This window comes from Aureimonas sp. SA4125 (genome assembly GCF_019973775.1).
In the GTDB taxonomy this organism is placed as follows: domain Bacteria; phylum Pseudomonadota; class Alphaproteobacteria; order Rhizobiales; family Rhizobiaceae; genus Plantimonas.
In genome coordinates this window covers 4872077-4894688 of the sequence record NZ_AP025032.1, presented here as the reverse complement: position 1 = coordinate 4894688, position 22612 = coordinate 4872077, and the positions used below count along the sequence as shown (strand labels likewise).

Below are 22612 nucleotides of genomic sequence, written 5' to 3'. Positions count from 1 at the left end.
CCGGACACCAAGAGGTTCTCTCCGTCCTCCTCAGCCCGCAACCGCTTCGACACCCTCTTCTTCGTCCACGGCCGGTCCGGCCAATTCTTCTTCGGTCACCCAGCCGGCCTTGACGCGGGCCTGCATGACCATGCGGTCAGCATCCACGCGGCTGATCTCGAAGGCCGAAAGCGCCCCGGGAAAGCGCTTGGTCTCGCCGTCCTTGCGCTCGGTCCAGCCGATGAGGTCGTCGGCGGCGCAGCCGGCGAAATCTTCCATCGTCTTGATGCCGTCCTCGCCAAGTGCGACGAGCATCGGCGTCGTCAGCCCGTCGATTCCGCGCAGCGCGTCCTCGACACCCAGATCCTTGCGCTTGGTGTCGAACTCGCTTTCGCGGCGCTCCAGATATTCCTGCGCCCGCGACTGGATCTCTTCCGCCGTATCGTCGTCGAAGCCTTCGATCGACGCCACTTCGTCGCGACCGACGAAGGCGACTTCCTCGACCGAGGTGAAGCCTTCCGAGGCCAGCAACTGGCCGACCATCTCGTCGACGTTGAGCGCGTTCATGAACAGATCCGAACGCTCGGCGAATTCCTTCTGCCGACGCTCCGACTCTTCCTGCTCGGTCAGGATGTCGATATCCCAGCCGGTCAGCTGCGAAGCAAGGCGGACGTTCTGGCCGCGACGGCCGATCGCAAGAGACAATTGGTCATCGGGAACGACAACTTCAATACGCTCGGCATCTTCGTCGAGGACGACCTTCGACACTTCCGCCGGCTGCAGCGCATTGACGAGGAAGGAAGCGGCGTCCGGCGACCAGGGAATGATGTCGATCTTTTCGCCCTGCAATTCGGCGACGACGGCCTGGACGCGAGAGCCGCGCATGCCGACGCAGGCACCGACCGGGTCGACCGAGGAATCGCGGCTCACCACGGCGATCTTGGCACGCGAGCCGGGATCGCGGGCAACCGACTTGATCTCGATGATGCCGTCGTAGATCTCCGGCACTTCCATGGTGAAGAGTTTCGCCATGAACTGCGGATGCGTGCGCGACAGGAAGATCTGCGGCCCGCGCGGCTCGCGTCGGACGTCGTAGACAAAGGCGCGGACGCGGTCGCCATAGCGGAAGAGCTCGCGCGGAATCTGCTCGTCGCGGCGGATGATGCCCTCGCCCTTGCCGAGATCGACGATGACATTGCCATACTCGACGCGCTTGACGGTCCCGTTGACGATCTCGCCGAGCCGGTCCTTGTATTCCTCGAACTGCTTGTCGCGCTCGGCGTCGCGAACCTTCTGGACGATCACCTGCTTGGCCGACTGGGCGGCGATGCGGCCGAAATCCATCGGCGGCAGCTGCTCGGCGATGAAGTCGCCGGGCTCTGCGTCGGGATTCTTGTCGCGGGCCAGGTCGAGGTAGATCTGGGTGTTGGGGTCCTCGACCTCCTCCACCACTTCCAGGAGCCGCTGCAGCTTCATCTCACCGGTCTTGGTGTTGATGTCGACGCGGATGTTCGTCTCCTGGCCATACTTTGACCGGGCAGCCTTCTGGATGGCCTCGGCCATCGCCTCGATGACGATTTCGCGGTCGATCGACTTCTCGCGCGCGACGGCATCTGCAATCTGCAGAAGCTCGAGCCGGTTCGCACTGACTGCCATCAAATCTCTCCTCAACCAAAGCCGCGTTCGGGCGCTTGCGGGTCAGGCCCGTTCGCGCCGCCGCGATTTTCGTTCGTGACAGGCGCCGCGCGCCCGCTGTGTCTACTGGTCCTGCCCGGTGGCCGGATCGTTGTCGTTCTCGCCATGCCCCTTGCGGGCCGCCTTGTCAGCCTTCAATGCCGCGTCGATCAGCTCGTCCGTCAGGATCAGCCTCGCATCGGTGATCGCATCGAGCGCGATCTCGACGACGAGTTCCTCCTCCGGATGCGCCTGGTCACGCTCGAAGCGGATCGCGTCGCGCAGCACTTCGACGATCTTACCACGAAACCGCTTGCGCCCGGAAACCAGGCGCGAGGTCTCGAGCTTGATCAGGTGATGCGTCCAGGTGGCAAAGTCCGCATGGCGCACCAGCGGGCGGTCGATTCCGGGAGACGACACTTCGAGATGATATTCCTGCTCGATCGGGTCCTCGACATCCAGCACCGGCGAAACCGCCCGGCTGACCGCCTCGCAATCCTCGACCGCCATCGTGCCATCGGCACGCTCGGCCATGATCTGCAGCGTCATGCCGTTCAGCTGCGAGATCCGGACGCGCACCAGCCGATAGCCGAGCTGCGCGATGACCGGCTCCACGATAGCCGCGATCGCTCCCTCGAGCCCCTCCTCGACAATGAGGCGGGCATCGGCGGCATCAGCTTCGGACTTCCCGTCGTCGTTCGTCACGCGCTCTCCGGCGTTGCGGACCGCTGTCGCAGTCCCGTTGGTCGCGCTGCCGCACAGGGTCATGGCGAAACGAAGGATCGTTTCGTCTCGTCGATGCCGCGCGCGGAACCGGACCCCGGTAACAAAAAAGAGCGGGACCGGCAGGACCCACTCTCACGACTGCATCGCTGAGAATTTGAATGCGATATAGGCCAATTTGGCCGCGGCATCAACCCGCCGCGTGCGGCAGGCGGCGAAAGACGAGATAGCGCGGCTGCCGGCCCTCGCGCAGCGCCTTCGCTTCGTAGCGCGTTCCCGGCCAGCCCTCATAGGGAATAAGGCGGTCCGCGGGCGATGGCGCCAGCTCGTCAAACGCGGCGTGCGCCGCGCAGTGCTTCAGCGTCCAGGCGACGTAGGAATCGATATCGGAGGCGAAACGAAACAGGGAACCGGGGGCGAGAACGCGGGCGAAGCGATCGAGATTGGCCGCGCTGACGAAGCGGCGCTTCCAGTGTCGCGGTTTTGGCCAGGGATCGGGATACAGGAGATCTATGCCGCCGAGCGAGCCGTCCGGCAACCAGTCGAGAAGGAGGGTGGCATCGTCGGAAAACAGCCGGATCCGGTCGGAGGGCTCAGCCTCCAGTGCCGCCAGCATCTTGGCCATGCCGTTGACGAAGGGTTCGGCGCCGAGGAAGCCGGAGCGAGGGTGGCGGCCCAGCATCGACAGGAGATGCTCCCCGCCGCCGAAGCCGATCTCCAGGCGGACCGCGTCGATGGGGCCGGGGAAAAGCTGCCGGATGTCGGCAGGCGCCGGCTGCGCCAGATCGAGGGAAAGTTGCGGCAGCAACGTCCTGAGCGTCGATGCCTGACCCGGACGCAACGTCTTGCCGTGGAGCCTCCCATAGAAGGCCTCGCGGAGCCGCGCCGGGCGCAAGGCTTCGGATGGCGCTGCCGCGTCGGCCAAAGCCGGCCGCGGCAGGCCCTGTTCGTCAACCGGCAAGGGCGGCCTTGAGCTTCGGCGCGAGGTCCGTCTTCTCCCAGGAGAAGGAGCCGTCACGGCCGGGCTTGCGGCCGAAATGGCCGTAGGCGGCGCTCTGCGCGTAGATCGGCTTGGACAGCTCCAGGTGTTCGCGGATGCCGCGCGGGGTCAGGCTCATGACCTGGCGCAGCGCCATCTCGAGCTTGTCCTCGTCGACCGTGCCGGTTCCATGCAGGTCGACATAGACCGACAGCGGCTCGGCGACGCCGATGGCATAGGACAACTGGATCGTGCAGCGGTCGGCATAACCGGCAGCGACGACGTTCTTGGCGAGATAGCGCGCGGCATAGGCCGCCGAACGATCGACCTTGGTCGGGTCCTTGCCGGAGAAGGCACCGCCGCCGTGGGGCGCCGCACCGCCGTAGGTGTCGACGATGATCTTGCGGCCGGTCAGGCCGGCATCGCCGTCCGGGCCGCCGATGACGAACTTGCCGGTCGGGTTGACGTGCCAGGCGCAGTCCTCGGCGATGCTGATCCCGGAGAGCTGCTCGCGGATGAAGGGCTCGACGATGGCGCGCACGTCGGCGGAGGAAAGCTCCTCGTCGAGATGCTGGGTCGACAGGACGATCGAGACCACCTCGGTCGGCACGCCCTTCTCGTAGCGCACGGTCACCTGGCTCTTGGCGTCGGGGCCGAGCTTGCCGGCGTCACCCTCGCCAGCCTTGCGGGCGCCGGCAAGGCGCTCGAGGATCTTGTGGGCGTAGTAGATGGGGGCCGGCATCAGGTCGGCAGTCTCGCGGCAGGCGTAGCCGAACATGATGCCCTGATCGCCCGCGCCCTCGTCCTTGTTGCCGGAGGCGTCGACGCCCTGAGCGATGTCAGCAGACTGGGCATGAAGAAGGACGTCGATCTTGGCGTTCTTCCAGTGAAAACCATCCTGCTCGTAGCCGATCGCCTTGACGGCCTTGCGGGCGGCCGCCTTGACCTTCGAGCGCATGGCCTTCTCGCTCATCGAGCAGCGGACTTCACCGGCGATGACGATCCGGTTCGTCGTCGCCAGGGTCTCGCAAGCAACCCGCACCAGGGTGGGATCCATTCCCGCCTTCTTAGCTTCCTTGAAGAACAGGTCGACGATCTCGTCCGAAATCCGGTCGCAGACCTTATCGGGATGTCCTTCCGAGACGCTTTCGCTCGTGAAAAGATATGCGTCGCGTGCCATGTTTGTCCCCAGTCTACGGGCCGCAGGCCGCCTCTTGCAGCCGCTGGAAGCCCAGTGCATCTCGTCTATAGGGTGGATTCAGTCATCTGTCGGGTGAATTCAGTCAAACGATGCCGCGCACAGGTCGCCCGCCCCTGGACAACACCGTGTCGGCGGCCGGGTTTGCAGGCGGAATACTCTTACGTCAAGCGAAAACGGCAAGGGTCGACCGCAAAACCGGCGTTCGATGCCGTTACGGGCCGGGTGTCTAGCTCGTGACCTCACCGTCAGCGCTGTCGCCGAGCGACCGAACCAGATCGATGATCCGACGCCGCACCTTCGGATCGCTGATCTTCACGAAAGCGCGGTTCAACTGCAGGCCCTCCGCCGTCGACAGGAAATCGACGACGTAATCGGGGCCCGAAGGCTCGCCGAGCCCGCCTGCTCCGTCCGTCAGCGCGCCGGGAACATCCTCGAAGAAAAACGAGACGGGGACATTCAGGACCTCGGTGATCCGCTGCAGGCGACTGGCGCCGATGCGGTTGGAGCCCTTCTCATACTTCTGGATCTGCTGGAAGGTGATGCCCAGAGCCTCGCCGAGTTTTTCCTGGCTCATGCCGAGCATGGTCCGGCGAAGGCGCACCCTCGAACCGACATGGGTATCGACGGGGTTGGGCTTTTTCTTGTTTTCGGTCATCGTTCAACCTTCGCCTTCCACAACGCCCGTTTTCCGCCTCCGGGCAATGGCCGGCCTCCCCTGGCCCCAGCAGGTGCAATATGGAAATTTTGCAACAGCAACATCCGTGTGCTCGTTATGCTTTGCGACAACACGCGTCAATCAATCCCGCCGGGCATTTTTTACGGAAAGCCAGCATAGCAGGAGTGAACTCATCGCGATCAAAATCCAATACGGAAGGTTTCCAACTCGTGAAAAGACTGTGAACGGTGCCACTACCGGCAGCTTTACTTCAAGCGTCCCCGCCGAACCGAGCGCCAATCCATCGATCGTCCGGCCATAGGCGTCCGTGACGACGGAGACCCCGGTATTGGCACTGCGCACCAGCGGGAGCCCGAGCGCGACGGCGGTCAGTCCTGACTGGCGCAGATGCTGATAGGGCCCGGGGGTGTTTCCATACCATGCGTCATTGGTGACATTGACGATGAAACCGGGTCGCTTCGCTGCGGAGCGATCGATCTCGTCCTGGAAAATGATCTCGTAGCAGATGAGCGGCAGGAAGGCGGGAATACCGGCCAGCATTACCGGCGAGCGGTCCGCACCCGCGGAAAACCCGCCGGGCAGGGAGGCGAGTTGGCGCAAGCCGAGACCCTCCAGAAAGCTCTGGAAGGGCAGGTATTCGCCGAAGGGAACAAGATGGGTCTTGTCCCGGGCATCGACGATGACACCTTCCTCGTCGATGACATAGACTGAATTATAATAGCGCGGCGCAGCGTCGTCGCGCCGCTCCGCCCGGGCGGCACCGGCGATCAGCGTCTCCCCCGGCTGCAGGGCCGTCGCCAGGCGGGCGATCGCGTCCGGCCTCTCCGTCAGGAGGAACGGCACCGAGGATTCCGGCCAGATGATCAGCGTCTTCGCCGCCAGCGGCGTCTCCGGACGGGTCTCGGTCAGTTGCACGAGCCGCGCGAAGTTGCGGTCGGCTTCGGCGGCGTCCCACTTCTCGGTCTGCGCGATGTTGGGCTGCACGACCCGCACGGCCACCCCGGCATCGGTCGGATTTTCGGCGGTTGCCAGGCGGTAGGCGCCGAAGCCCGCATGCGCAACAGCCAAAAGCGCCGCGAGGACAAGGGCGGGCGCGCGATCGCGCGGCGCCACCCAGAGCGCCGGCGCGGCGAAGACGAAGACGGCGGCAAGCGTCATGCCATGCAGGCCGACCACGGAGACCGACTGCATCAGCAGCGGAACGGGCGCGGCCATGACGCCGATCTCGTTCCAGGGAAAGCCGGTGAAGAGCATGCCCCTCAGGATTTCGACGAGGGAAAAGCTGACGGCGAGCGCGAGAATCCGCCACGGCCCGTCGACCCAGAAGGCTCGCGCCAGGGCGGCGGCAAGCCCGTAGTAGACGGCGAGGATCGCGGGCAAAACCAGAACGGCGAGGGGGATGGCCCAGAGGAAGGCATTGCCGTCGTTGAGCATGGCCGCACCGAGCCACCACAGGCCGGCGACGAAATAGCCGAAGCCGAAGGACCAGCCGATGCGGAAGGCAGGCGCGAGACGGCGAAGCGCGCCGGCCGCCGGATTGCCCGCCGCTCCGTCGAGCATCCAGACAAGAAGCGGAAAGCCGACGAAGCCCGCGGCGAAGAAATCGACAGGCGCCAGTCCGAGAGCGGTGATGGCACCGGCCAGCATCGCCAGCACCGCGCGGCGCCAGCCGTCCATCAGCACGACCCTTGCGGCAAGCTCTCGCATTCCATGAACCTCGTCGACCCGCACACCGAACGGAGCGGACCCTGCCGCTTTACCCATCCGGCCGCAAGCTTTCCTCAGGCTTGGCGAGCGTCCTTCGGCGCAGGCCGGGAAGCCCGCGCAAGACGACGCGCGGGAGGACATCCACCCCGTCACGGGTGATCGTCCTTGTCAGGACAGAGCCGTGCCGTCGGCCATCGCGTCGCCCTGCGCCAGACGCAGGATCCGCACGCGCAGAACCCGGCGCGGATCGGCGGCAAGGACATGGAATTCGAAGCCCTTGACGGCTTCGATCACTTCGCCCTGCGCCGGAACGCGGCCGAGCCTCGAGAACAGAAGGCCGCCGACGGTCTCAGCCTCCTCCTCGTAGTCGGAAAAGTCGAAGTCGTCGCCGATCATCGTCCTGACATGGTCGAGATCGGCGCGGGCATCGGCGACATAGTTGCCGTCGCCGCGGGCGACGATCATCGCCGCCTCATCGTCGTGCTCGTCCTCGATATTGCCGACGACCATCTCGATGATGTCCTCGAGCGAGACCAGACCGTCGGTGCCGCCATACTCGTCGATCACCAGCGCCATCTGCGTGCGCGTCGCCTGCATGCGCGCCATGAGGTTGGAGGCGAGCATCGACGGCGGCACGAACAGGACATCGCGCAGGAGCCCCAGGTCCTCGATGCTGCGGTCGAGATCGATATGCCCGAGGTCGAGCGGCGCATCGGCGGCGGCGCCTTGTGTCACCGCCGAGCCCGGCGCCGCCGGCGCCGGATTGCCGGTCTGGGCGCAGCGGGTGATGTGCGCGAGAACGTCGCGAAGATGGATCATGCCACGCGGATCGTCGAGATCCTCGCCGTAGACGGGCATGCGGGAATGGCCGCTGGCCTCGAATTCCCGCATCAGCTGGCCGAGCGTCGCGGTTATCTCGACCGCCTCGACATCGGCCCGCGGCACCATCACGTCCTCGACGCGCACTTCGCGCAGGCGCAGGATGTTGTTGAGCATCGCGCGCTCTTCGGTGGAAAACACGCCGTCACCGGTCCCCTGCAGGGCGTCGGTGAGATCCTGGCGGAGCATCGCCGGGACCCTCGGCTTCAGGCGCGCCAGGAATCCGGAAAGGAAACTCTGCCGCGGGGGCGCCAGCGGCTTCTGCCGGGCGCCGGGACTTCGGTCGTCCGGCGTTCGCTCGCCGAGCGTCTCGAAACTCGTCACGGATGGCCCGTCTTGGTCTCGGGGTGTCTTCATCTGGCTCATTGTCACCGCGTCGCTTCAAAGCTGTCCGCCGGGGTGGCGGGGACCATCATGGCATAGGGATCGGCAATGCCGAGATCGGCGAGGATCGCCGTCTCCAGGCGCTCCATCGCCTCCGCTTCGTCGCTCCCGACATGGTCATACCCGAGACAATGCAGGAAGCCGTGCACAACGAGATGGCAGAGATGGTCGCGCAGCGCCTTGTCCTCCGCCTCCGCCTCGCGCAGCAGCGTCTCGCGGGCGAAGATCACGTCGCCGAGCATCGGTCCCGGAAGGGCGCCCGGCGCGAGATCGACCAGCGGGAAGGACAGGACGTTGGTCGGCTTGTCGATGCCGCGCCACTCGGCATTGAGGAGCTTGACGGCAGCATCGTCGGCAAAGGTCGCGCCAAGTTCGGTGGCGACATCCCCGGGCAAAGCGAGATGGAAGGCTGTCGCCGTCAGGCAATCGAAGACGAGCAGTTCGAGGTCCCCGAGCCCCTGCTCCAGCCAGGCCTCGTCCTCGATGGCCAGAGCAAGGGTCAAACCGGCATAGGGTCGCCCGGAAGGCGCTTCGTCCTCTGAAGCGGCCGAGATCGCAGGCTGGGTAGCGGGCTGGCTCATTGTCGTTCGCTGGGCAAAACGGGGATGCGGCTGCGCGTGCTGTCGGCTTCGTAGGCCTCGACGATCGCCTGCACCAGATGATGGCGCACGACATCCTTCGACTCGAAGCGCACGGTCACGACGTTCGGAATGTCGCCGAGTACCCGCATGGCCTCGACGAGACCGGACTTCTGGCCGGGCGGCAGGTCGATCTGCGAGGGATCGCCGGTGACGACCATGCGGGCGTTCTCGCCGAGCCGGGTCAGGAACATCTTCATCTGCATCGACGTGGTGTTCTGCGCCTCGTCGAGGATGACGCAGCAGTTGGACAGCGTGCGGCCGCGCATGAAGGCGAGCGGCGCGATCTCGATCGCACCGGCGGCCAGCGCCCGCTCGACCTTCTCGGCCGGCATCATGTCGTAGAGCGCGTCGTAGAGGGGACGCAGATAGGGATCGACCTTCTCCTTCAGATCGCCCGGCAGGAAGCCGAGCCGCTCGCCGGCCTCGACCGCCGGCCGCGACAGGACGATGCGGTCGACCTGGCCGCGTTCGAGCAGCATGGCGGCATGGGCGACGGCGAGATAGGTCTTGCCGGTGCCGGCCGGGCCGACGCCGAGCACCAGCTCGGCCCGTTCCAGCGCGCGCATGTAGGCGTCCTGCGTCGATGTGCGGGCGTGAATGGTCTTCTTGCGCGTCGAGATCTGCGCCAGCGACATGCGGCCCTTCTTTTCCAGCGTCGGCAGCACCAGCTGGTCGTCCTGGGCGATCGCCATGCGGATCGCGCCCTCGACATCCGACTTCTGGATCTCGGCGCCGCCCTGGAGGCGGCCGTAGAGATGGTCGAGCGTGCGGCGCGCCTGCTCGCTCGCCATGGGATCACCCCGGAGCTCGACCTGGTTGCCGCGCGTGCGGGCATCGACGCCGAGCTTCTGCTCGATGACCGCCAGATGCTCGTCGAACTGTCCGAAAAGCGAACTCGCCAGCCGATTGTCCTCGTAGCTGAGAACGATATGCGCCATGTCGGACGCACCGGACGAGGGAACCGCTCCGCGAATGGCCTTCATGCGATCATCCTTACAGGCTGCCTGTCCGGGGGATTGGCCCCCACGGCCACCAGCGAATTCGCGACGAGGCTGTCGATCCTGACCCTGACGACGTCGCCGATGGCGCCGGCCGAAAGGGGAAGGACGACGGGCTGGAGATAGGGTGAGCGTCCGACGAGCTGATGGGGATAGCGGCCGGGCTTTTCGATCAGAACCTCGATCTCCTCGCCGACGAGCGAGCCCATGAAGGCGAGATTCTGTTCGCGCAAAAGCGCCTGCAGCCGCTCCAGCCGCTCCGACATCACGGCCTCCGGCACATGGTCCGGCATGTCGGCACCCGGCGTTCCCGGGCGCGGCGAATACTTGAACGAATAGGCGGAGGCGTAGAAGACGGTGCGCACGAGATCGAGCGTCGCCTGGAAATCTTCCTCGGTCTCGCCGGGAAAGCCGACGATGAAGTCGCCCGAGAGGGCGATGCCCGGACGGCTGCGGCGGATTTTCTCGACGAGGCTGACATAGTCCTCGGCCTTGTGGCGGCGGTTCATCGCCTTCAGGATGCGGTCCGAACCCGATTGCACCGGCAGATGCAGGTAAGGCATCAGCGCCGGCAGAGTCTGGTGCGCCTCGATCAGGTCGTCGCCCATGTCGCGCGGATGCGAGGTCGTGTAGCGCAGCCGGGCGATGCCGGGGATGTCCGCCAACCGGCGCAGGAGATCGCCGAGTCCGATGGCACCGCCGCCGTCCTCGCCCGACCAGGCGTTGACGTTCTGGCCGAGCAGCGTGATCTCGCGCACGCCGGCCTCGGCAAGGCGCCGGGCTTCGTCGATGATCTGGGCCGTCGGCCGGGACACCTCGGAACCGCGGGTATAGGGGACGACACAGAAGGTGCAGAACTTGTCGCAGCCCTCCTGCACGGTCAGGAAGGCGGCGACGCCACGGGCGAGGATCTGCCGGGGCAAGGGCGCGGGAAGATGGGCGAACTTGTCTTCGACGGCGTAGTCGGTGTCGACGACGCGCTCGCCGCCGGCGACGCGCGCCAGCGCCTGGGGCAGGCGGTGATAGGTCTGCGGACCGATGACGAGGTCGACGACCTTCGCCCTGTGAAGGATCTCGCGCCCCTCGGCCTGCGCCACGCAACCGGCAACGGCCACGTTCAGCGACTTGCCGACGGCCGCGCGCTCACGCTTCAGGACGCTGATGCGCCCGAGCTCGGAGTAGATCTTCTCAGCAGCCCGCTCGCGAATATGGCAGGTGTTGAGAAGAATGAGGTCGGCATCCTCGATCGTCTCCGTCGGCGCATAGCCGTCGCTGGCCAGGGCGTCGCCCATGCGCTGCGAATCGTAGACGTTCATCTGGCAGCCATAGGTCTTGATGAAGACCTTGCGGGTTTCGGCCGCGACCGGCCGGAGAGCCGGGGTGCTGTCTTCCCCCGCGATACCATCGTCGTGACTTGAAGTCATGCGCCCTTCTGGAAGACCTGTCTGCCAATCTCCTATATCGGCTCGGCAGGCATCGGACGCAAGCGGTGATTGACGTTTGCGGGCAAAGATGCGGGATCGGCATGGAGAGTGTGTCCGGCGAGACTCTGCCCCATCAGCCGGCGCACCTCGACCTCCGCGTCCCGGGCGACGGCCTTGCGGTCGCTCTCGGGCGTGAACGGAATCGGCGTTCCGAACGAGATCTCGACGTCGATCGCCCCCTCCTGCAGAAAGCGGACCAGATGCGGGCCCAGCGTCACGTCGCCCGGCCAGGCGGCCAGCGGCCTGTGGAACCGACCGAGCGGCAGGCCGTGGGCGCGGACATAGGCGATGGAGACGGGCTGGACGACGACGGCATCGGCCCCCGAGCGCTTCAGCGCGGCTTGTGCGGCCCCGAACAGTGCCGTCTTGAATGGCAGCACCATGTTGCCGTCAGAAGTCGTTCCCTCGGCGAACAGCACCATCGCGTCGCCGTGGCTCAGCCGGTCGGCAATGGCATCGGCCTGCTCGCCGGTGCGCCGGCGCTCGTCGCGGGCGACAAAGACGGTGCGCTGGAGGCGCGCGAGCTGGCCGAAGGCCGGCCAGGAGCGGACCTCGGACTTGGCGATGAAGGAGAGCGGCAGCACGCCGCCGAGCGCGATGATATCGGCCCAGGACTGGTGGTTGGCCACGACCAGCATCGGGCGGCCCTTGGCCGGCACGCCATGGACGATGACCCTCAGTCCCGCCAGGGGACAGGCGATTCGGTGCCAGACGAGCGGCAGGTAGCGGGCGACCGGCCATTTCAGCCAGATCGCCAGCGCCTGCAGGGGCAACAGGACCAGCGTCGTCAATGTCAGCACGACGACGAGGAGGGCAATCCTCAGCCAGGCCATCAAGCGAACGGATCCATGCCGAGCGAGACCCCGGACTTGGGTGGAGCGAACGGGGGCCTCGTCCGCAATCGCCGCATGATGGGATTGAGCAAGGGCATGGAGCCGGTCGGCCTCGCCAGAGGAATGTCCGTGATGCTTACCGAAGCGTCCGCTTCAGGACAAGCGCACTGGTCCTGCGGCCCTTCCCGTCGCTGTAATAGGCGGGACGCCGGCCAACTTCGGCAAAGCGCAGGCGCTTGTACAGGGCGAGCGCGGCGGCGTTCTCCTCGTCGACCTCAAGGAACAGCGAGGCGGCCCTCTCCTGGTGCAGGTGCTGCAGCACCTGGTCCATCAGCATGCGGCCGATGCCGCGCCCCCTGAACTTGCGCGACACGGCGATGGTGAGGATTTCCGCCTCGCCGGCGACGAGCCGCGCCAGGACGAAACCGGCCGGCGCGTCCCGCGGCGTGCCGACCCGCCGCGCGACGAAGCCGAAGCCGCCGGACTGAGACAGGAGCGACGCGAACTCGTCGCCCGACCAGGAACGGTCGAAGGCTTCACTGTGGATGTCGGCGGCGAAATCGAGGTCCTCGGGCTGCATCCTCACGACGACCAGCGGCAGGGTTCCGGCCCATTCGTTCCAGAAGGCGGCCGTCCAGACCCATGGCAGATACCAGTACATCGCCCTTCCTCCCCTGCTTCCCGAACCGGTCGTGCAGCCTGCGGGTCTTTGCGCCCGCTGTCCTCGTCGAAGATCGTATCAAACAGGTGTTGCGACAAGCTTGCCGGTCACGAAACCGCGGACGGCTCGGTGGCGCGCAAGATCCCGGTCGGAGCGGACGGCTTGGCATCGGCACCGCGGAGATAGAGGAGGCGCAAGGACCCCTCCGGCGCCCGGGGCGCGGCAAGGCGGGCGAAGGCGTCCATGTCGACAAGCCCCTCTGGATTGGCGATGCAGGCAAGCGTCCCGGCGAGAATTTCGCGGGCGATGGCAGCGCCGGTGCCGACGGCCACGAGCGGCCCGCTTCCGGCTGAAGTGGCGACGAGGGCCGCAAGGCTTTCGGGCCGAACGGCCTGCGGTTCTGCCAGCACGATCCCGCCTAAGCCGTAGAGCGCGGCATAGACCTCGCCCCGCTTGGCGTCGTTGACGGCGAGCACGGCGCCATTCCCGTGCCAATGCGGTTCGGCAAGGATTTCGAGGGTCGAGGCGCCGACGAGCGGTATCGCCAGCGCGAGCGCAAGGCCCTTCGCCGCGGCAACGCCGACGCGAAGGCCGGTAAAAGAACCGGGGCCGACGACGACGGCGATCTTGCCGAGGGCCGCGTAGGTGGCTCCGGCCCCGGCGAGAATGTCGGCCACGAGGCCCATCAGCACCTCGGCATGGCCGCGGCCGATGTCGGGCGCGGCCATGCCGAGAAGCCGCGTGCCGCCGCCGTCATACAGCGCCGCCGCGCAGCGCCCGCCCGAGGTATCGATGCACAGGAGAAGATCGCTCATGTCAGCCGGTTATCGGCTGGCGGGCGACGAGTCGAGAGCGGTCACACCGCCTCGACGGATTCGACCTCCGGAACGAAGTGGCGCAAGAGGTTCTGGATGCCATGCTTCAGCGTCGCCGTCGACGATGGGCAGCCGGCACAGGAGCCGCGCATGTTGAGGTAGACCGTGCCCTCGCGAAATCCGCGAAAGGTGATGTCTCCCCCATCCTGGGCGACGGCCGGGCGGACGCGCGTCTCGAGAAGCTCCTTGATGGTCGAGACGAGATCGGCGTCGCCCTCTTCGAAGAACTCCTCGCCGCTGTCCGACACGGCGCCGGCCTGCGCCATCGTCGGCTGCTCCGACATGAAATGCTCCATCAGCCCGGCGAGGATCGCCGGCTTGAGGTGCTGCCATTCCGGCCCGTCCTTGGACACGGTGACGAAGTCGTAGCCGAAGAAGACGGCGGTGACGCCCGGCACATCCATGAGCCTGGCGGCGAGCGGCGAGCGCTCCGCGGCGTCCTCACGGCTGACGAACTCCGCCGTTCCCTCCGCCAGGACGACCCGGCCCGGCAGGAATTTCAGCGTTGCGGGGTTCGGCGTGACTTCGGTCTGGATGAACATGGCGCGTCCTTTCGGGATGCTCGCCGTCCGCAGACTGCGGACGGCCCCTGCCGGGTATGAGACTGTTTGCCGACGGTCGCCTGAAATGCGAGCGGTCGGGCGTCCCTCCCTATCTAGCGATGACGGCATCGCAGCGAAAGGGGCGCAGGAACGAACGAAACCTTCAGCAGAGGCTTTCGATCTCGTCGTCCGTCAGCGTGGCCGGCACGATCGTCACGGGAATCGGGAAGGCAGCGCCCTTGCCGGCGATCGAGGAGACGAGGGGGCCTGGGCCCTCGCTGGAATCCCCAGAGGCGAGAACCAGGATCGCGATCTCGCGGTCGGCCTCGATCAGCGCGGTGATCTGTTCGATGGTCTTGCCCTCGCGCACGACGAGTTCCGGCTCGATGCCGACCGATTCACGGATCTCCTCGGCGACCTTCGACAGCCGCGAATGCGCCTCCGCCTCGGCCTCGGCGCGCATGATCTTCTCGACGCCGAGCCAGTGCTGGAAGTCGGCGGGCTCGATGATGTAGAGCAGGACCGCGCCGCCGCCGCTGGCCTTCGCGCGACGCGCGGCGTAGGACGCCGCCCGCCCGCATTCCGGCGTCGCGTCGATGATCGCGAGGAATTTTCGCTTGCCGCCGGCGTCGCGGCCAATTCGTTTGGAAACCATCGCGGGACCATGGCAGGGAGCTTTGCCAAGGGCAAGCGTCAGCCCTGCGGCCAGCCGTCCTCCGGCCACTGGCGGCGTTGGTGGATGATGCGAAGGACACTCACCGTCGTGTCACTCAGTCCGTAAACGAGGGTGTAGCAGGTTCCGGTCAGAGGCTTCTCAAAGGTCTGACCGACGCGGCCGGGTCGGCCGATCGAGTAATGGGCGAGACGGATAAGCGTATCACTGACTTTTCGCTCGAAGGCGGCTGCGGCGGCCGGGCTTCCGTCCGTCAGAAAGCCAAGCACCGCATCGAAGTCGTCCAGCGCGTCAGGCTGCCAGACGACCTCCCGGCTCACTCGGCAGCAGGCCGCTTGGCGCGGTCGATCGTCGCTTGAAAGCGGCGTCGGGCCTCCTCGTGCGGAATACCTTCGCCACGGTCGATGCTGGCCTGCGCCTCCTTGATCGAGGCGATGAGCTGCATTTCCCGTGCGGCATATTCCTCGATCATGTAGGCCGCGTAGAAGTCTTCGCTGCGGCCGGACGCGGCGGCGAGTTCGGCGAGCTTTTGCGCCGCCCTGCCCTCGATCGTCACCGTGGTCTTTGCTTTCGCCATGGCTGCCTCCATCACGCGGCTCATCCTATCGCGCGACAGAGATGAGTGCCAGTCAGTCGGCGAGCCAGCCGATGATCTTCTTGACGTCGGCCATGTTCTTCGCCGCGATCTCGCGGGCACGCGCGCCGCCCTTCGACAGGACCTGGTCGATCGCGCCGGGATCGGCGAGGATGCGGCGCATTTCCGAGGTGATCGGCCCGAGCTTTTCGACCGCAAGTTCCGCCAGCGCCGGCTTGAAGGCCGAGAACTGCTGGCCGCCGTGGTCGCGGAGGACCTCGACCTTCGTGCGTCCGGACAGTGCCGCGAAGATGCCGACGAGGTTGTCGGCCTCGGCCCGGCCGGCGAGGCCAGAAACCTCGGACGGCAGAGCGTCGGGGTCGGTCTTGGCCTTGCGGATCTTGCGGGCGATGGCGTCGGCGTCGTCGGTGAGGTTGATGCGCGAGAGGTCCGACGGATCGGACTTCGACATCTTCTTGGTGCCGTCCTTCAGGCTCATCACCCGCGTCGCCGGGCCGTCGATCAGGGGCTCCGTCATCGGGAAATACCCCTGCGACGCGCCGGCCTCGCCGTCAGCCCCGACGCCGGGGACGCCGAAGCCGAGCGCTGAAATCCTGTCGGCGAAATCGTTGTTGAATTTCGCCGCGATGTCGCGCGTCAGCTCGAGATGCTGCTTCTGGTCCTCGCCGACCGGCACGTGCGTCGCGCGGTAGAGGAGGATGTCGGCGGCCATCAGCGCGGGATAGACGAAGAGGCCGGCCGAGGCGTTCTCGCGGTCCTTGCCGGCCTTGTCCTTGAACTGCGTCATCCGGCTCAGCCAGCCCATGCGCGCCGTGCAGTTGAACACCCAGGCGAGTTCGGCGTGCTCGGCGACGCGGCTCTGGTTGAAGACGATGTGGCGCTCGGGGTCGATACCGGCGGCGATGAAGGCGGCCGTCACCTCGCGCGTCGAGCGCTCGAGCTCGACCGGATCCTGCCAGACGGTGATGGCGTGCATGTCGACGACGCAGAAGACGCAAGGGTGCGTTTCCTGCAGCTCGACGAAGCGGCGGATGGCGCCGAGATAGTTGCCGAGATGCAGGTTGCCTGTCGGCTGCACGCCGGAAAACACACGCGGCTCGAAACCGTTCTGACCCTCACCCGGCATGCTGCTCGCCCTTCGTCGCGCCCCGGCGAAGGGCCGGGAATCGCGGGCTATATGCACGGCGCTCCGGCGACGATCAAGCGGCGCGGGCGACGAGGCGGCATGGCCCCTGCCCTCAGGCGGCGATGCGGAACGGCTCGAGCGGCATTTCCACGGCCGGCGTCGCCTGTGCCGGAATGGGGACGGGAGCCGCGACGGGTCGGCGATGCTGGACGCCGCAGACCAGAGCGAGCGGCGCGGGAAGGCGCCGGGCAAGCTCGAAGAACAGGAGGCAGCCGGCCACCGTCGCCGCGATCACGAGCGCATAGGTCGTCCAGAGCCCGAGGCCCTGCGGCAGCAGATAGAACAGGGCCGCGACGACGAGGGTCTGGTGGACGATGTAGAAGGCGAAAACGCCATCGCTGAGATAGCGGACGAGACGGCTTGGTGCGCCGATATGGCGGGCGGCAAAGCCGACGAGGGTCAGGATCATGGTCCAGGCCAGTGCCAGCGTCAGTCCCTTGAACGAAATGGTCATCTCCTCGTACCCGCCGATCGACCAGCCGGTACCCGGGCCCCAGGCGATGGTGGCGAGCAGTGCGGAGAGCCCGGCGGCGAGGGCAGCGCTCGTCCAGCGACGGGCGATGACGCCGCCGATCAGCGTCTGGTGCGAGCGCGCGAAGAGATAGCCGAAGGCGAACCAGCTCGCCCAGACCGCGAACCAGGCGCCGTCGTTGTAGAGCGCATTCGTCTCGCGCGGAAACCAGGGCGACAGCGCCAGATTGGCGCCGAGGGGAATCAGGAAGAGGGCGTAGATCCAGGCTGTCCCCGCCAGTCTCTCGATCCCCCGCGACATCCAGGTGAAGGCGGGGCGGTCGAGAAGCTTCAGGACCGGAAGGACGGTGAGGACGAGCGCGATCAGATAGGCGACGAACCACATGTGCGCCCAGGTGATGTTCCCGTCGGGATATTTGCCTTCCGTGAAGTAGCGCGTCAGCCAGAAGGTCCAGAGCGACCCCTCGTAGCCGTCCTCCATCACCCGCTCGCACCAGACCTGCGGCACGATGAACAACGCCATCGCGGCGGCGAGCGGCAGACCGAGCCTGATCAACCGTTGCCGGATAAGGTCGCCGAGGGGAGCGGTGCGGAAGGCGAAGGCGACTCCCATGCCGGAGACGAAGAAGAGGAGGGCGAGACGCCAGGCGCGCGGATGGTTCATCGCCGTCTCGAGGGCGGAACTCGTGACCGCGCTTTCGATCAGCCAGTGCATGCCGGGGAAGAAGGCGACGGAGGCGTGATAGAGGATCAACAGGCCGAAGGCAGACACCCTGAGCGCGTCGATGTAATGCAGCCTCGTCTTCTCCTGCACGACCGCCTCCCTCTTGTTCCCAAGAGGAAAGCACGAAGATCTGAAGAAACGGCTGCGATGAGAGGTTACCGAAGGACGGTGAAATTCGCTAAAATTCTATCGTCAGGCGCCCTTCCGCCGAACGAGGCGCATGACGAGACTTCGATCGACCGCGCCGGTCGCGACAGCAAGGACGAAATAGACCGCCATGGCGACGCCGACGAGGACGAGGATCGCCAGGATCTGCAGGAGGAGACCAGATCCCGGCTGCATCCAGGGGGAGAGCCAGAGTTCCAGGAAAATCAGCGCGCCGCCCATCAGTCCGGCCGAGACGAAGACGAGGAGGCCGCGCTTCACCAGCGGCCGGTCGAGTTGCCAGAGTCCTTTGCGGCGAAGCCCTTCGAAGAGAAGCAGCGCGTTCAGCCAGCCGGCGAGCGTCGTTGCCAGCGCAATGCCCTGTTCAGCATAGAAGTTGAAGAGGATCACCGAGAGGACGATGTTGGCGAGTGCCGACGCGCCTGTGATCAGCATCGGCGTGCGCGTGTCCTCGCGGGCGAAATAGCCGGGCGAGAACACCTTGATGAGGACGAAGGCCGGCAGTCCCAGGGCGTAGAGGCCGAGAACCGCCGCCACCGCCGTCGTCGTCGCGGCGTCGAAGGCGCCGCGCTCGTAGATCAGGCGGATGATCGGCTCGGGGATGAGGAAAAGCGCGACGGCGGCCGGCACCGTCAGGAACAGCGCGAATTCCAGGCTGCGGTTCTGGGTGTGCTGCGCCTCGGCGAGGCGCCCGGCCTTCAGCGCGCGGGAGAGTTCGGGCAGGAGCACGACGCCGATGGCCACGCCCACCATGCCGAGCGGCAGCTGGTAGGGCCGGTCGGCATATTGCAGGATCGACACCGCGCCCGGCTTGTAGGAGGCGATGGCCTGGCCGACGAAGAGGTTGATCTGGGTGATGCCGCCGATCAGCGCCGCGGGACCGGCGAGAATCAGGAGCCGCTTCAACCCCTTGGTCCAGCGCGGCCGCTGCAGCGACACGCCGAAGCCCGCCATCCGCATCGCGATCGTCACCATGGCGAGCTGCGCGACGCCGGCAAACAGCACGCCCCAGCTCATCCAGAAGCCGATCGTCGTCGTGTCGGCCTTCGTCCAGAAACACCAGGCGAGCACGCCGATGAGGACGAAATTGAGGATCGTCGGCGCGACGGCCGCGGCGAAGAAGCGGCGGTAGGCGTTGAGGATGCCCGAGACCATCGCCATCAGCGACATCGAGGCGAGGTAGGGGAACATGATGCGCGAGAAGGCGACGGTGATGTCGAAGCGATCGGCACAGGAGATCGCCTGCGCCGCCGCCGCATCGTCGACGCAGGCGGCCAGGCCCGGCGCGATGATCGTCGACACCAGGAAGGGCATGAAGACCAAAGCGAGGATCGTCAGCCCGGTCAGGACGACGAGCAGCGTCGAGAACACCTCCGTCGCAAAGGCCCGCGCGCCCTCCTCGCCATCCTCCTCCAGCGAGCGGGAGAACAGCGGAATGAAGGCCGCGTTGAAGGCGCCCTCGGCGAACAGCCGGCGGAACAGGTTGGGAAAGCGAAAGGCGAGATTGAAGGCGTCGGCCACCGGGCCGATGCCGAGCGCCGAGGCCATCATCATTTCGCGGCCGAAACCGAAGATGCGCGAGAACAGCGTCGCGCCGCCGACGGTGGCAAACTTCCCGATGAGGCTCATTTGGCGGGAATGCCGAAAGCCTGTGGCGAGGGCATCGTCCCACGCGACGAGATCTCGCCCTCGGGGCTGTCGAAGACCGAGATCAGCCGGCTCTCGATGCGCTCGGTTCGGCTCGGGCTGACGATCTTCATGCCGGTGAGATCGGTGACGTAGAAGACGTCGACGGCGCGCTCGCCATAGGTGGCGATGTGGGCCGAGCGGATGTCGAGGCTGAGATCCGACAGGGCGCCGGTGAGATCGGAGAGAAGCCCCGGCCGATCGAGGCCCTCGACCTCGACCACGGTGAACTGGTTCGACAGCGCGTTGTCGACGAAGACGCGCGGCCGGAACGAGAACATTTTCGCGCTGCGCCCGAGCTTTCGCTGCGCCATCATGTCCGGCATGTGCTGGCGCCCCTGCAGGAGATCGCGGATGTGGCGGCCGATGCGCTCGGCGCGCCGCCGTTCGTCGTCGTCGCTGGCAAATTCCCGGTTGATGGTGACGATGTCGAGCGCCCGGCCGTCGGCCATGGTGAAGATCTGCGCATCGGCGATGTTCGCCCCCGTCGCGGCGCAGCCCCCGGCGATCATCGACAGGAGCCGGGGATGGTCGGGCGCCAGGATGGTGATCTCCGTGATCGCCTGGAAAGCGTCGGTGAGGACCATGGTCGCCAGGGACTCGCCGCCGGCCGAAGCCTTGCGAATGAAGTCGGCGTGGCGGCGCTGCTCCTCGAGCGGCACGGTGAGGAAATAGTTCTGGTAGTGGAGGTCGATGTAGGCGTCGCGATCGGCCTCCGGCCAATCCGACAGGCGCTCGGCGAGGTGTGCGCGGGCCTCAGTGAAGCGCTGCTTGCGCGAGGACTGCGAGAAGCCGCCCGTGATCACCGGCTCGGTCTCGTAATAGAGGTTGCGAATGAGCTGGCCCTTCCAGCCGTTCCAGACGCCGGGGCCGACGGCCCGGATGTCGCAGACGGTGAGGATGGTGAGAAGCCGCAGCCGCTCCAGCGTCTGAACCTTGTCGGCAAAGTCGAGGATGGTCTTGCGGTCGTTGAGATCACGCTGTTGCGCCGTCAGCGACATCACCAGGTGATCCTCGACCAGCCAGGCGACGAGATCGGTCTGGCGCTCGTCGAGCCCGAGCCGCGGACAGAGCGTGCGCGCGATGCGGGCGCCGGCGACGGAATGGTCCTCGGGGCGGCCCTTGGCGATATCGTGGAGGAGCAGCGCGACATAGAGCGGCACGCGGTCGTTCAGCGCCTTCACGAGGTCGCTCGAGGCCGGATGGTCTTCCACGAGTTCGCCGCGCTCGATCCGCGACAGGATGGCGATCGAGCGCAGGAGATGCTCGTCGACGGTGTAATGATGGTACATGTTGAACTGCATCATCGCGACGATGCGGCCAAATTCGGGGATGAAGCGCCCGAGCACGCCCGCCTCGTTCATGCGCCTGAGATGCAGTTCCGGATCGGCCCGATCGGTCAGGACGTCGATGAACAGGCTGTTCGCCTCGGGATTGGCGCGCAGCTCGGCATCGACGAGGCGCAGCGAGCGGCGGATCATCTTCAGCGCATCGGGATGGTATTCGAGGTTCAGCGACGCCGCGAGCTTGAAGATCCTCAGGAGATTGACCGGGTCCTTCTGGAAGACGTCCTTGCCGGTGATGTTGATGCGGTTGTTGTCGACGTGGAAATCGAGCGTCCCGGCAATCTTCTTGGCACGGTGTCGAAGGCCGCGGACAAAACCCTTCAGCCCGGGCATGTCCTTGGCCTGCTCTTCCTCCAGCGCCGCGCAGAAGATGCCGGTGAGATCGCCGACGTCCTTGGCGATCAGGAAGTAGTGCTTCATGAAGCGCTCGACGTCCTTCATGCCGGGATGGGCGTTGTAGCCGAGACGGGCGGCGATCTCCGGCTGCAGGTCGAAGGACAGCCGCTCCTCGGCCTTGCCGGTGAGGAAATGCATCTGGCAACGAACGGCCCAGAGAAAGTCCTCGGCCTTGTGGAAGAGCCGCGCCTCGCGCCGCGAGAACACGCTGGCGGCGACGAGCTGCTCGGAAGTCTCGACCCGGTAGTGGTACTTGGCGATCCAGAACAGGGTGTTGAGATCACGCAGGCCGCCCTTGCCTTCCTTGACGTTGGGCTCGACGAGATAGCGTGTGTCGCCGCTCTTGGTGTGGCGGAGGTCGCGCTCGGCAAGCTTGGCGGCGATGAATTCCTGGCCGGTGCCCTCCACCACTTCCTTGTCGAAGCGGGCCGACAGCTCCTCGAAGAGCCGGGGCTCGCCGACGATCAGCCGGCGCTCGAGCAGCGCCGTGCGGATGGTGAAATCCTCGCCCGCAAGGCGCACGCACTCCTCGACCGAGCGGGTGGCGTGGCCGACCTTGAAGCCGAGATCCCAGAGCAGATAGAGGAGATATTCCACCAGTTGCTCGCCCAGCACCGTCTGCTTGTAGGGAAGGAGGAACAGCAGATCGATGTCGGAGCCCGGCGCCAGCGTGCCGCGACCGTAACCGCCGACCGCGATGACCGACATGCGCTCGCCGGTCGAGAGATTGGCGGCGGCGAAGACGTGGTCGAGGGCGAAGCGGTAGACCGCGCGGATCACCTCGTCCTGCAGCGCGGAGAGACGGGCGGCGCAGAGAAGCCCGCTGCCATCCTCGAACAGCATCGTCTCGGCCGACTTGCGCCCGGCCCCGATCCGCTCCTTCAGCAGTGCCAGCACCGCATCGCGGACCTTCGCCGGCGCGCCGTCGCCGGGGGCCTTGCCGGCAAGCGCCGAAAGATCGCGCTCCAGCGCCGCGGTGTCGATGATCTCCCCGAGCCGCAAGGCGGCGGGGCCCTCGAAGGGGGTCCTTGCCTTGAAGGCGATCCGGCGGGCGTCGAGCGGCATGTCTGTCCTCCCGGCACCGGTGGCCTCAAGGGGCGGCGGCGCGCGGTCTGTGGCGTGAGTCCGCGGCTA

General features: G+C 66.4%; 21 protein-coding genes. All 21 read right to left on the bottom strand.

The window, feature by feature from the left end; all coding sequences use genetic code 11:
• Positions 1–30: 30 nt before the first annotated feature.
• Complete coding sequence (gene nusA, locus Sa4125_RS23135) at positions 31–1635, bottom strand: transcription termination factor NusA (RefSeq protein WP_224002153.1); 1605 nt, start codon at positions 1633–1635, stop codon at positions 31–33.
• Positions 1636–1737: 102 nt separating this feature from the next.
• On the bottom strand, positions 1738–2358 hold the full coding sequence (gene rimP, locus Sa4125_RS23130; protein ID WP_224002151.1) for a ribosome maturation factor RimP: 621 nt from the start codon (positions 2356–2358) through the stop codon (positions 1738–1740).
• Between the two features lie 208 nt (positions 2359–2566).
• Positions 2567–3271, bottom strand: coding sequence for a tRNA (guanosine(46)-N(7))-methyltransferase TrmB (locus Sa4125_RS23125; RefSeq protein ID WP_224008183.1), 705 nt, complete (start codon positions 3269–3271; stop codon positions 2567–2569).
• Positions 3272–3326: 55 nt separating this feature from the next.
• Entirely contained in the window at positions 3327–4535 is a 1209-nt protein-coding gene (gene metK / locus Sa4125_RS23120; protein WP_224002149.1) for a methionine adenosyltransferase, read from the bottom strand.
• A 247-nt stretch (positions 4536–4782) separates the two neighbouring features.
• Entirely contained in the window at positions 4783–5211 is a 429-nt protein-coding gene (locus Sa4125_RS23115) for a helix-turn-helix domain-containing protein (RefSeq protein ID WP_224002147.1), read from the bottom strand.
• A gap of 141 nt (positions 5212–5352) precedes the next feature.
• Positions 5353–6939: an apolipoprotein N-acyltransferase gene (gene lnt / locus Sa4125_RS23110; protein WP_224002145.1), complete on the bottom strand. Its 1587-nt coding sequence runs from the start codon at positions 6937–6939 to the stop codon at positions 5353–5355.
• A gap of 168 nt (positions 6940–7107) precedes the next feature.
• A complete protein-coding gene (locus Sa4125_RS23105) occupies positions 7108–8007 on the bottom strand; it encodes a hemolysin family protein (RefSeq protein WP_224008181.1) in 900 nt (299 codons plus the stop codon).
• Positions 8008–8186: 179 nt separating this feature from the next.
• Positions 8187–8783 (bottom strand): rRNA maturation RNase YbeY, encoded by a 597-nt coding sequence (gene ybeY, locus Sa4125_RS23100; protein ID WP_224002143.1) that lies wholly within the window; start codon positions 8781–8783, stop codon positions 8187–8189.
• The gene (locus Sa4125_RS23095) at positions 8780–9826 is read right to left on the bottom strand and encodes a PhoH family protein (RefSeq protein WP_224002141.1); all 1047 of its coding nucleotides are present in this window, start codon (positions 9824–9826) and stop codon (positions 8780–8782) included. The genes ybeY and Sa4125_RS23095 overlap by 4 nt, the downstream gene beginning before the upstream one ends.
• Positions 9823–11265, bottom strand: a complete 1443-nt coding sequence (gene miaB / locus Sa4125_RS23090) for a tRNA (N6-isopentenyl adenosine(37)-C2)-methylthiotransferase MiaB (protein WP_224002139.1) — start codon at positions 11263–11265, stop codon at positions 9823–9825. Before miaB ends, Sa4125_RS23095 begins: the two co-directional genes overlap by 4 nt.
• A 32-nt stretch (positions 11266–11297) precedes the next feature.
• The gene (locus Sa4125_RS23085) at positions 11298–12161 is read right to left on the bottom strand and encodes a lysophospholipid acyltransferase family protein (RefSeq protein ID WP_224002137.1); all 864 of its coding nucleotides are present in this window, start codon (positions 12159–12161) and stop codon (positions 11298–11300) included.
• A gap of 133 nt (positions 12162–12294) precedes the next feature.
• A complete protein-coding gene (gene rimI / locus Sa4125_RS23080; protein WP_224008178.1) occupies positions 12295–12738 on the bottom strand; it encodes a ribosomal protein S18-alanine N-acetyltransferase in 444 nt (147 codons plus the stop codon).
• 188 nt (positions 12739–12926) lie between these two features.
• On the bottom strand, positions 12927–13634 hold the full coding sequence (gene tsaB / locus Sa4125_RS23075) for a tRNA (adenosine(37)-N6)-threonylcarbamoyltransferase complex dimerization subunit type 1 TsaB (protein ID WP_224002135.1): 708 nt from the start codon (positions 13632–13634) through the stop codon (positions 12927–12929).
• A 41-nt stretch (positions 13635–13675) separates the two neighbouring features.
• Entirely contained in the window at positions 13676–14236 is a 561-nt protein-coding gene (locus tag Sa4125_RS23070) for a NifU family protein (RefSeq protein WP_224002133.1), read from the bottom strand.
• Positions 14237–14399: 163 nt separating this feature from the next.
• Positions 14400–14891: a universal stress protein gene (locus tag Sa4125_RS23065; protein WP_224002131.1), complete on the bottom strand. Its 492-nt coding sequence runs from the start codon at positions 14889–14891 to the stop codon at positions 14400–14402.
• Between the two features lie 38 nt (positions 14892–14929).
• Positions 14930–15229 (bottom strand): type II toxin-antitoxin system RelE/ParE family toxin, encoded by a 300-nt coding sequence (locus Sa4125_RS23060; protein ID WP_224002129.1) that lies wholly within the window; start codon positions 15227–15229, stop codon positions 14930–14932.
• Complete coding sequence (locus tag Sa4125_RS23055; protein WP_224002127.1) at positions 15226–15486, bottom strand: hypothetical protein; 261 nt, start codon at positions 15484–15486, stop codon at positions 15226–15228. The genes Sa4125_RS23060 and Sa4125_RS23055 overlap by 4 nt, the downstream gene beginning before the upstream one ends.
• 52 nt (positions 15487–15538) lie before the next feature.
• Complete coding sequence (gene trpS, locus Sa4125_RS23050) at positions 15539–16630, bottom strand: tryptophan--tRNA ligase (RefSeq protein ID WP_224002125.1); 1092 nt, start codon at positions 16628–16630, stop codon at positions 15539–15541.
• A 112-nt stretch (positions 16631–16742) separates the two neighbouring features.
• On the bottom strand, positions 16743–17975 hold the full coding sequence (locus tag Sa4125_RS23045) for an acyltransferase family protein (protein WP_224002123.1): 1233 nt from the start codon (positions 17973–17975) through the stop codon (positions 16743–16745).
• Positions 17976–18077: 102 nt separating this feature from the next.
• Positions 18078–19679 (bottom strand): murein biosynthesis integral membrane protein MurJ, encoded by a 1602-nt coding sequence (gene murJ, locus Sa4125_RS23040; protein WP_224002121.1) that lies wholly within the window; start codon positions 19677–19679, stop codon positions 18078–18080.
• Entirely contained in the window at positions 19676–22543 is a 2868-nt protein-coding gene (locus Sa4125_RS23035; protein ID WP_224002119.1) for a [protein-PII] uridylyltransferase, read from the bottom strand. The genes murJ and Sa4125_RS23035 overlap by 4 nt, the downstream gene beginning before the upstream one ends.
• Positions 22544–22612 lie beyond the last annotated feature (69 nt).

Coding starts and splice junctions, on each gene's coding strand:
- Sa4125_RS23095 (WP_224002141.1), bottom strand. CDS start 9,826: ATGAAGGCCATTCGCGGAGCGGTTCCCTCGTCCGGTGCGTCCGACATG.
- Sa4125_RS23055 (WP_224002127.1), bottom strand. CDS start 15,486: ATGGCGAAAGCAAAGACCACGGTGACGATCGAGGGCAGGGCGGCGCAA.
- lnt (WP_224002145.1), bottom strand. CDS start 6,939: ATGCGAGAGCTTGCCGCAAGGGTCGTGCTGATGGACGGCTGGCGCCGC.
- Sa4125_RS23105 (WP_224008181.1), bottom strand. CDS start 8,007: ATGCTCCGCCAGGATCTCACCGACGCCCTGCAGGGGACCGGTGACGGC.
- rimI (WP_224008178.1), bottom strand. CDS start 12,738: ATGCAGCCCGAGGACCTCGATTTCGCCGCCGACATCCACAGTGAAGCC.
- Sa4125_RS23035 (WP_224002119.1), bottom strand. CDS start 22,543: ATGCCGCTCGACGCCCGCCGGATCGCCTTCAAGGCAAGGACCCCCTTC.
- ybeY (WP_224002143.1), bottom strand. CDS start 8,783: ATGAGCCAGCCCGCTACCCAGCCTGCGATCTCGGCCGCTTCAGAGGAC.
- trpS (WP_224002125.1), bottom strand. CDS start 16,630: ATGCCGGGTGAGGGTCAGAACGGTTTCGAGCCGCGTGTGTTTTCCGGC.
- Sa4125_RS23065 (WP_224002131.1), bottom strand. CDS start 14,891: ATGGTTTCCAAACGAATTGGCCGCGACGCCGGCGGCAAGCGAAAATTC.
- nusA (WP_224002153.1), bottom strand. CDS start 1,635: ATGGCAGTCAGTGCGAACCGGCTCGAGCTTCTGCAGATTGCAGATGCC.
- murJ (WP_224002121.1), bottom strand. CDS start 19,679: ATGAGCCTCATCGGGAAGTTTGCCACCGTCGGCGGCGCGACGCTGTTC.
- tsaB (WP_224002135.1), bottom strand. CDS start 13,634: ATGAGCGATCTTCTCCTGTGCATCGATACCTCGGGCGGGCGCTGCGCG.
- miaB (WP_224002139.1), bottom strand. CDS start 11,265: ATGACTTCAAGTCACGACGATGGTATCGCGGGGGAAGACAGCACCCCG.
- Sa4125_RS23070 (WP_224002133.1), bottom strand. CDS start 14,236: ATGTTCATCCAGACCGAAGTCACGCCGAACCCCGCAACGCTGAAATTC.
- Sa4125_RS23115 (WP_224002147.1), bottom strand. CDS start 5,211: ATGACCGAAAACAAGAAAAAGCCCAACCCCGTCGATACCCATGTCGGT.
- metK (WP_224002149.1), bottom strand. CDS start 4,535: ATGGCACGCGACGCATATCTTTTCACGAGCGAAAGCGTCTCGGAAGGA.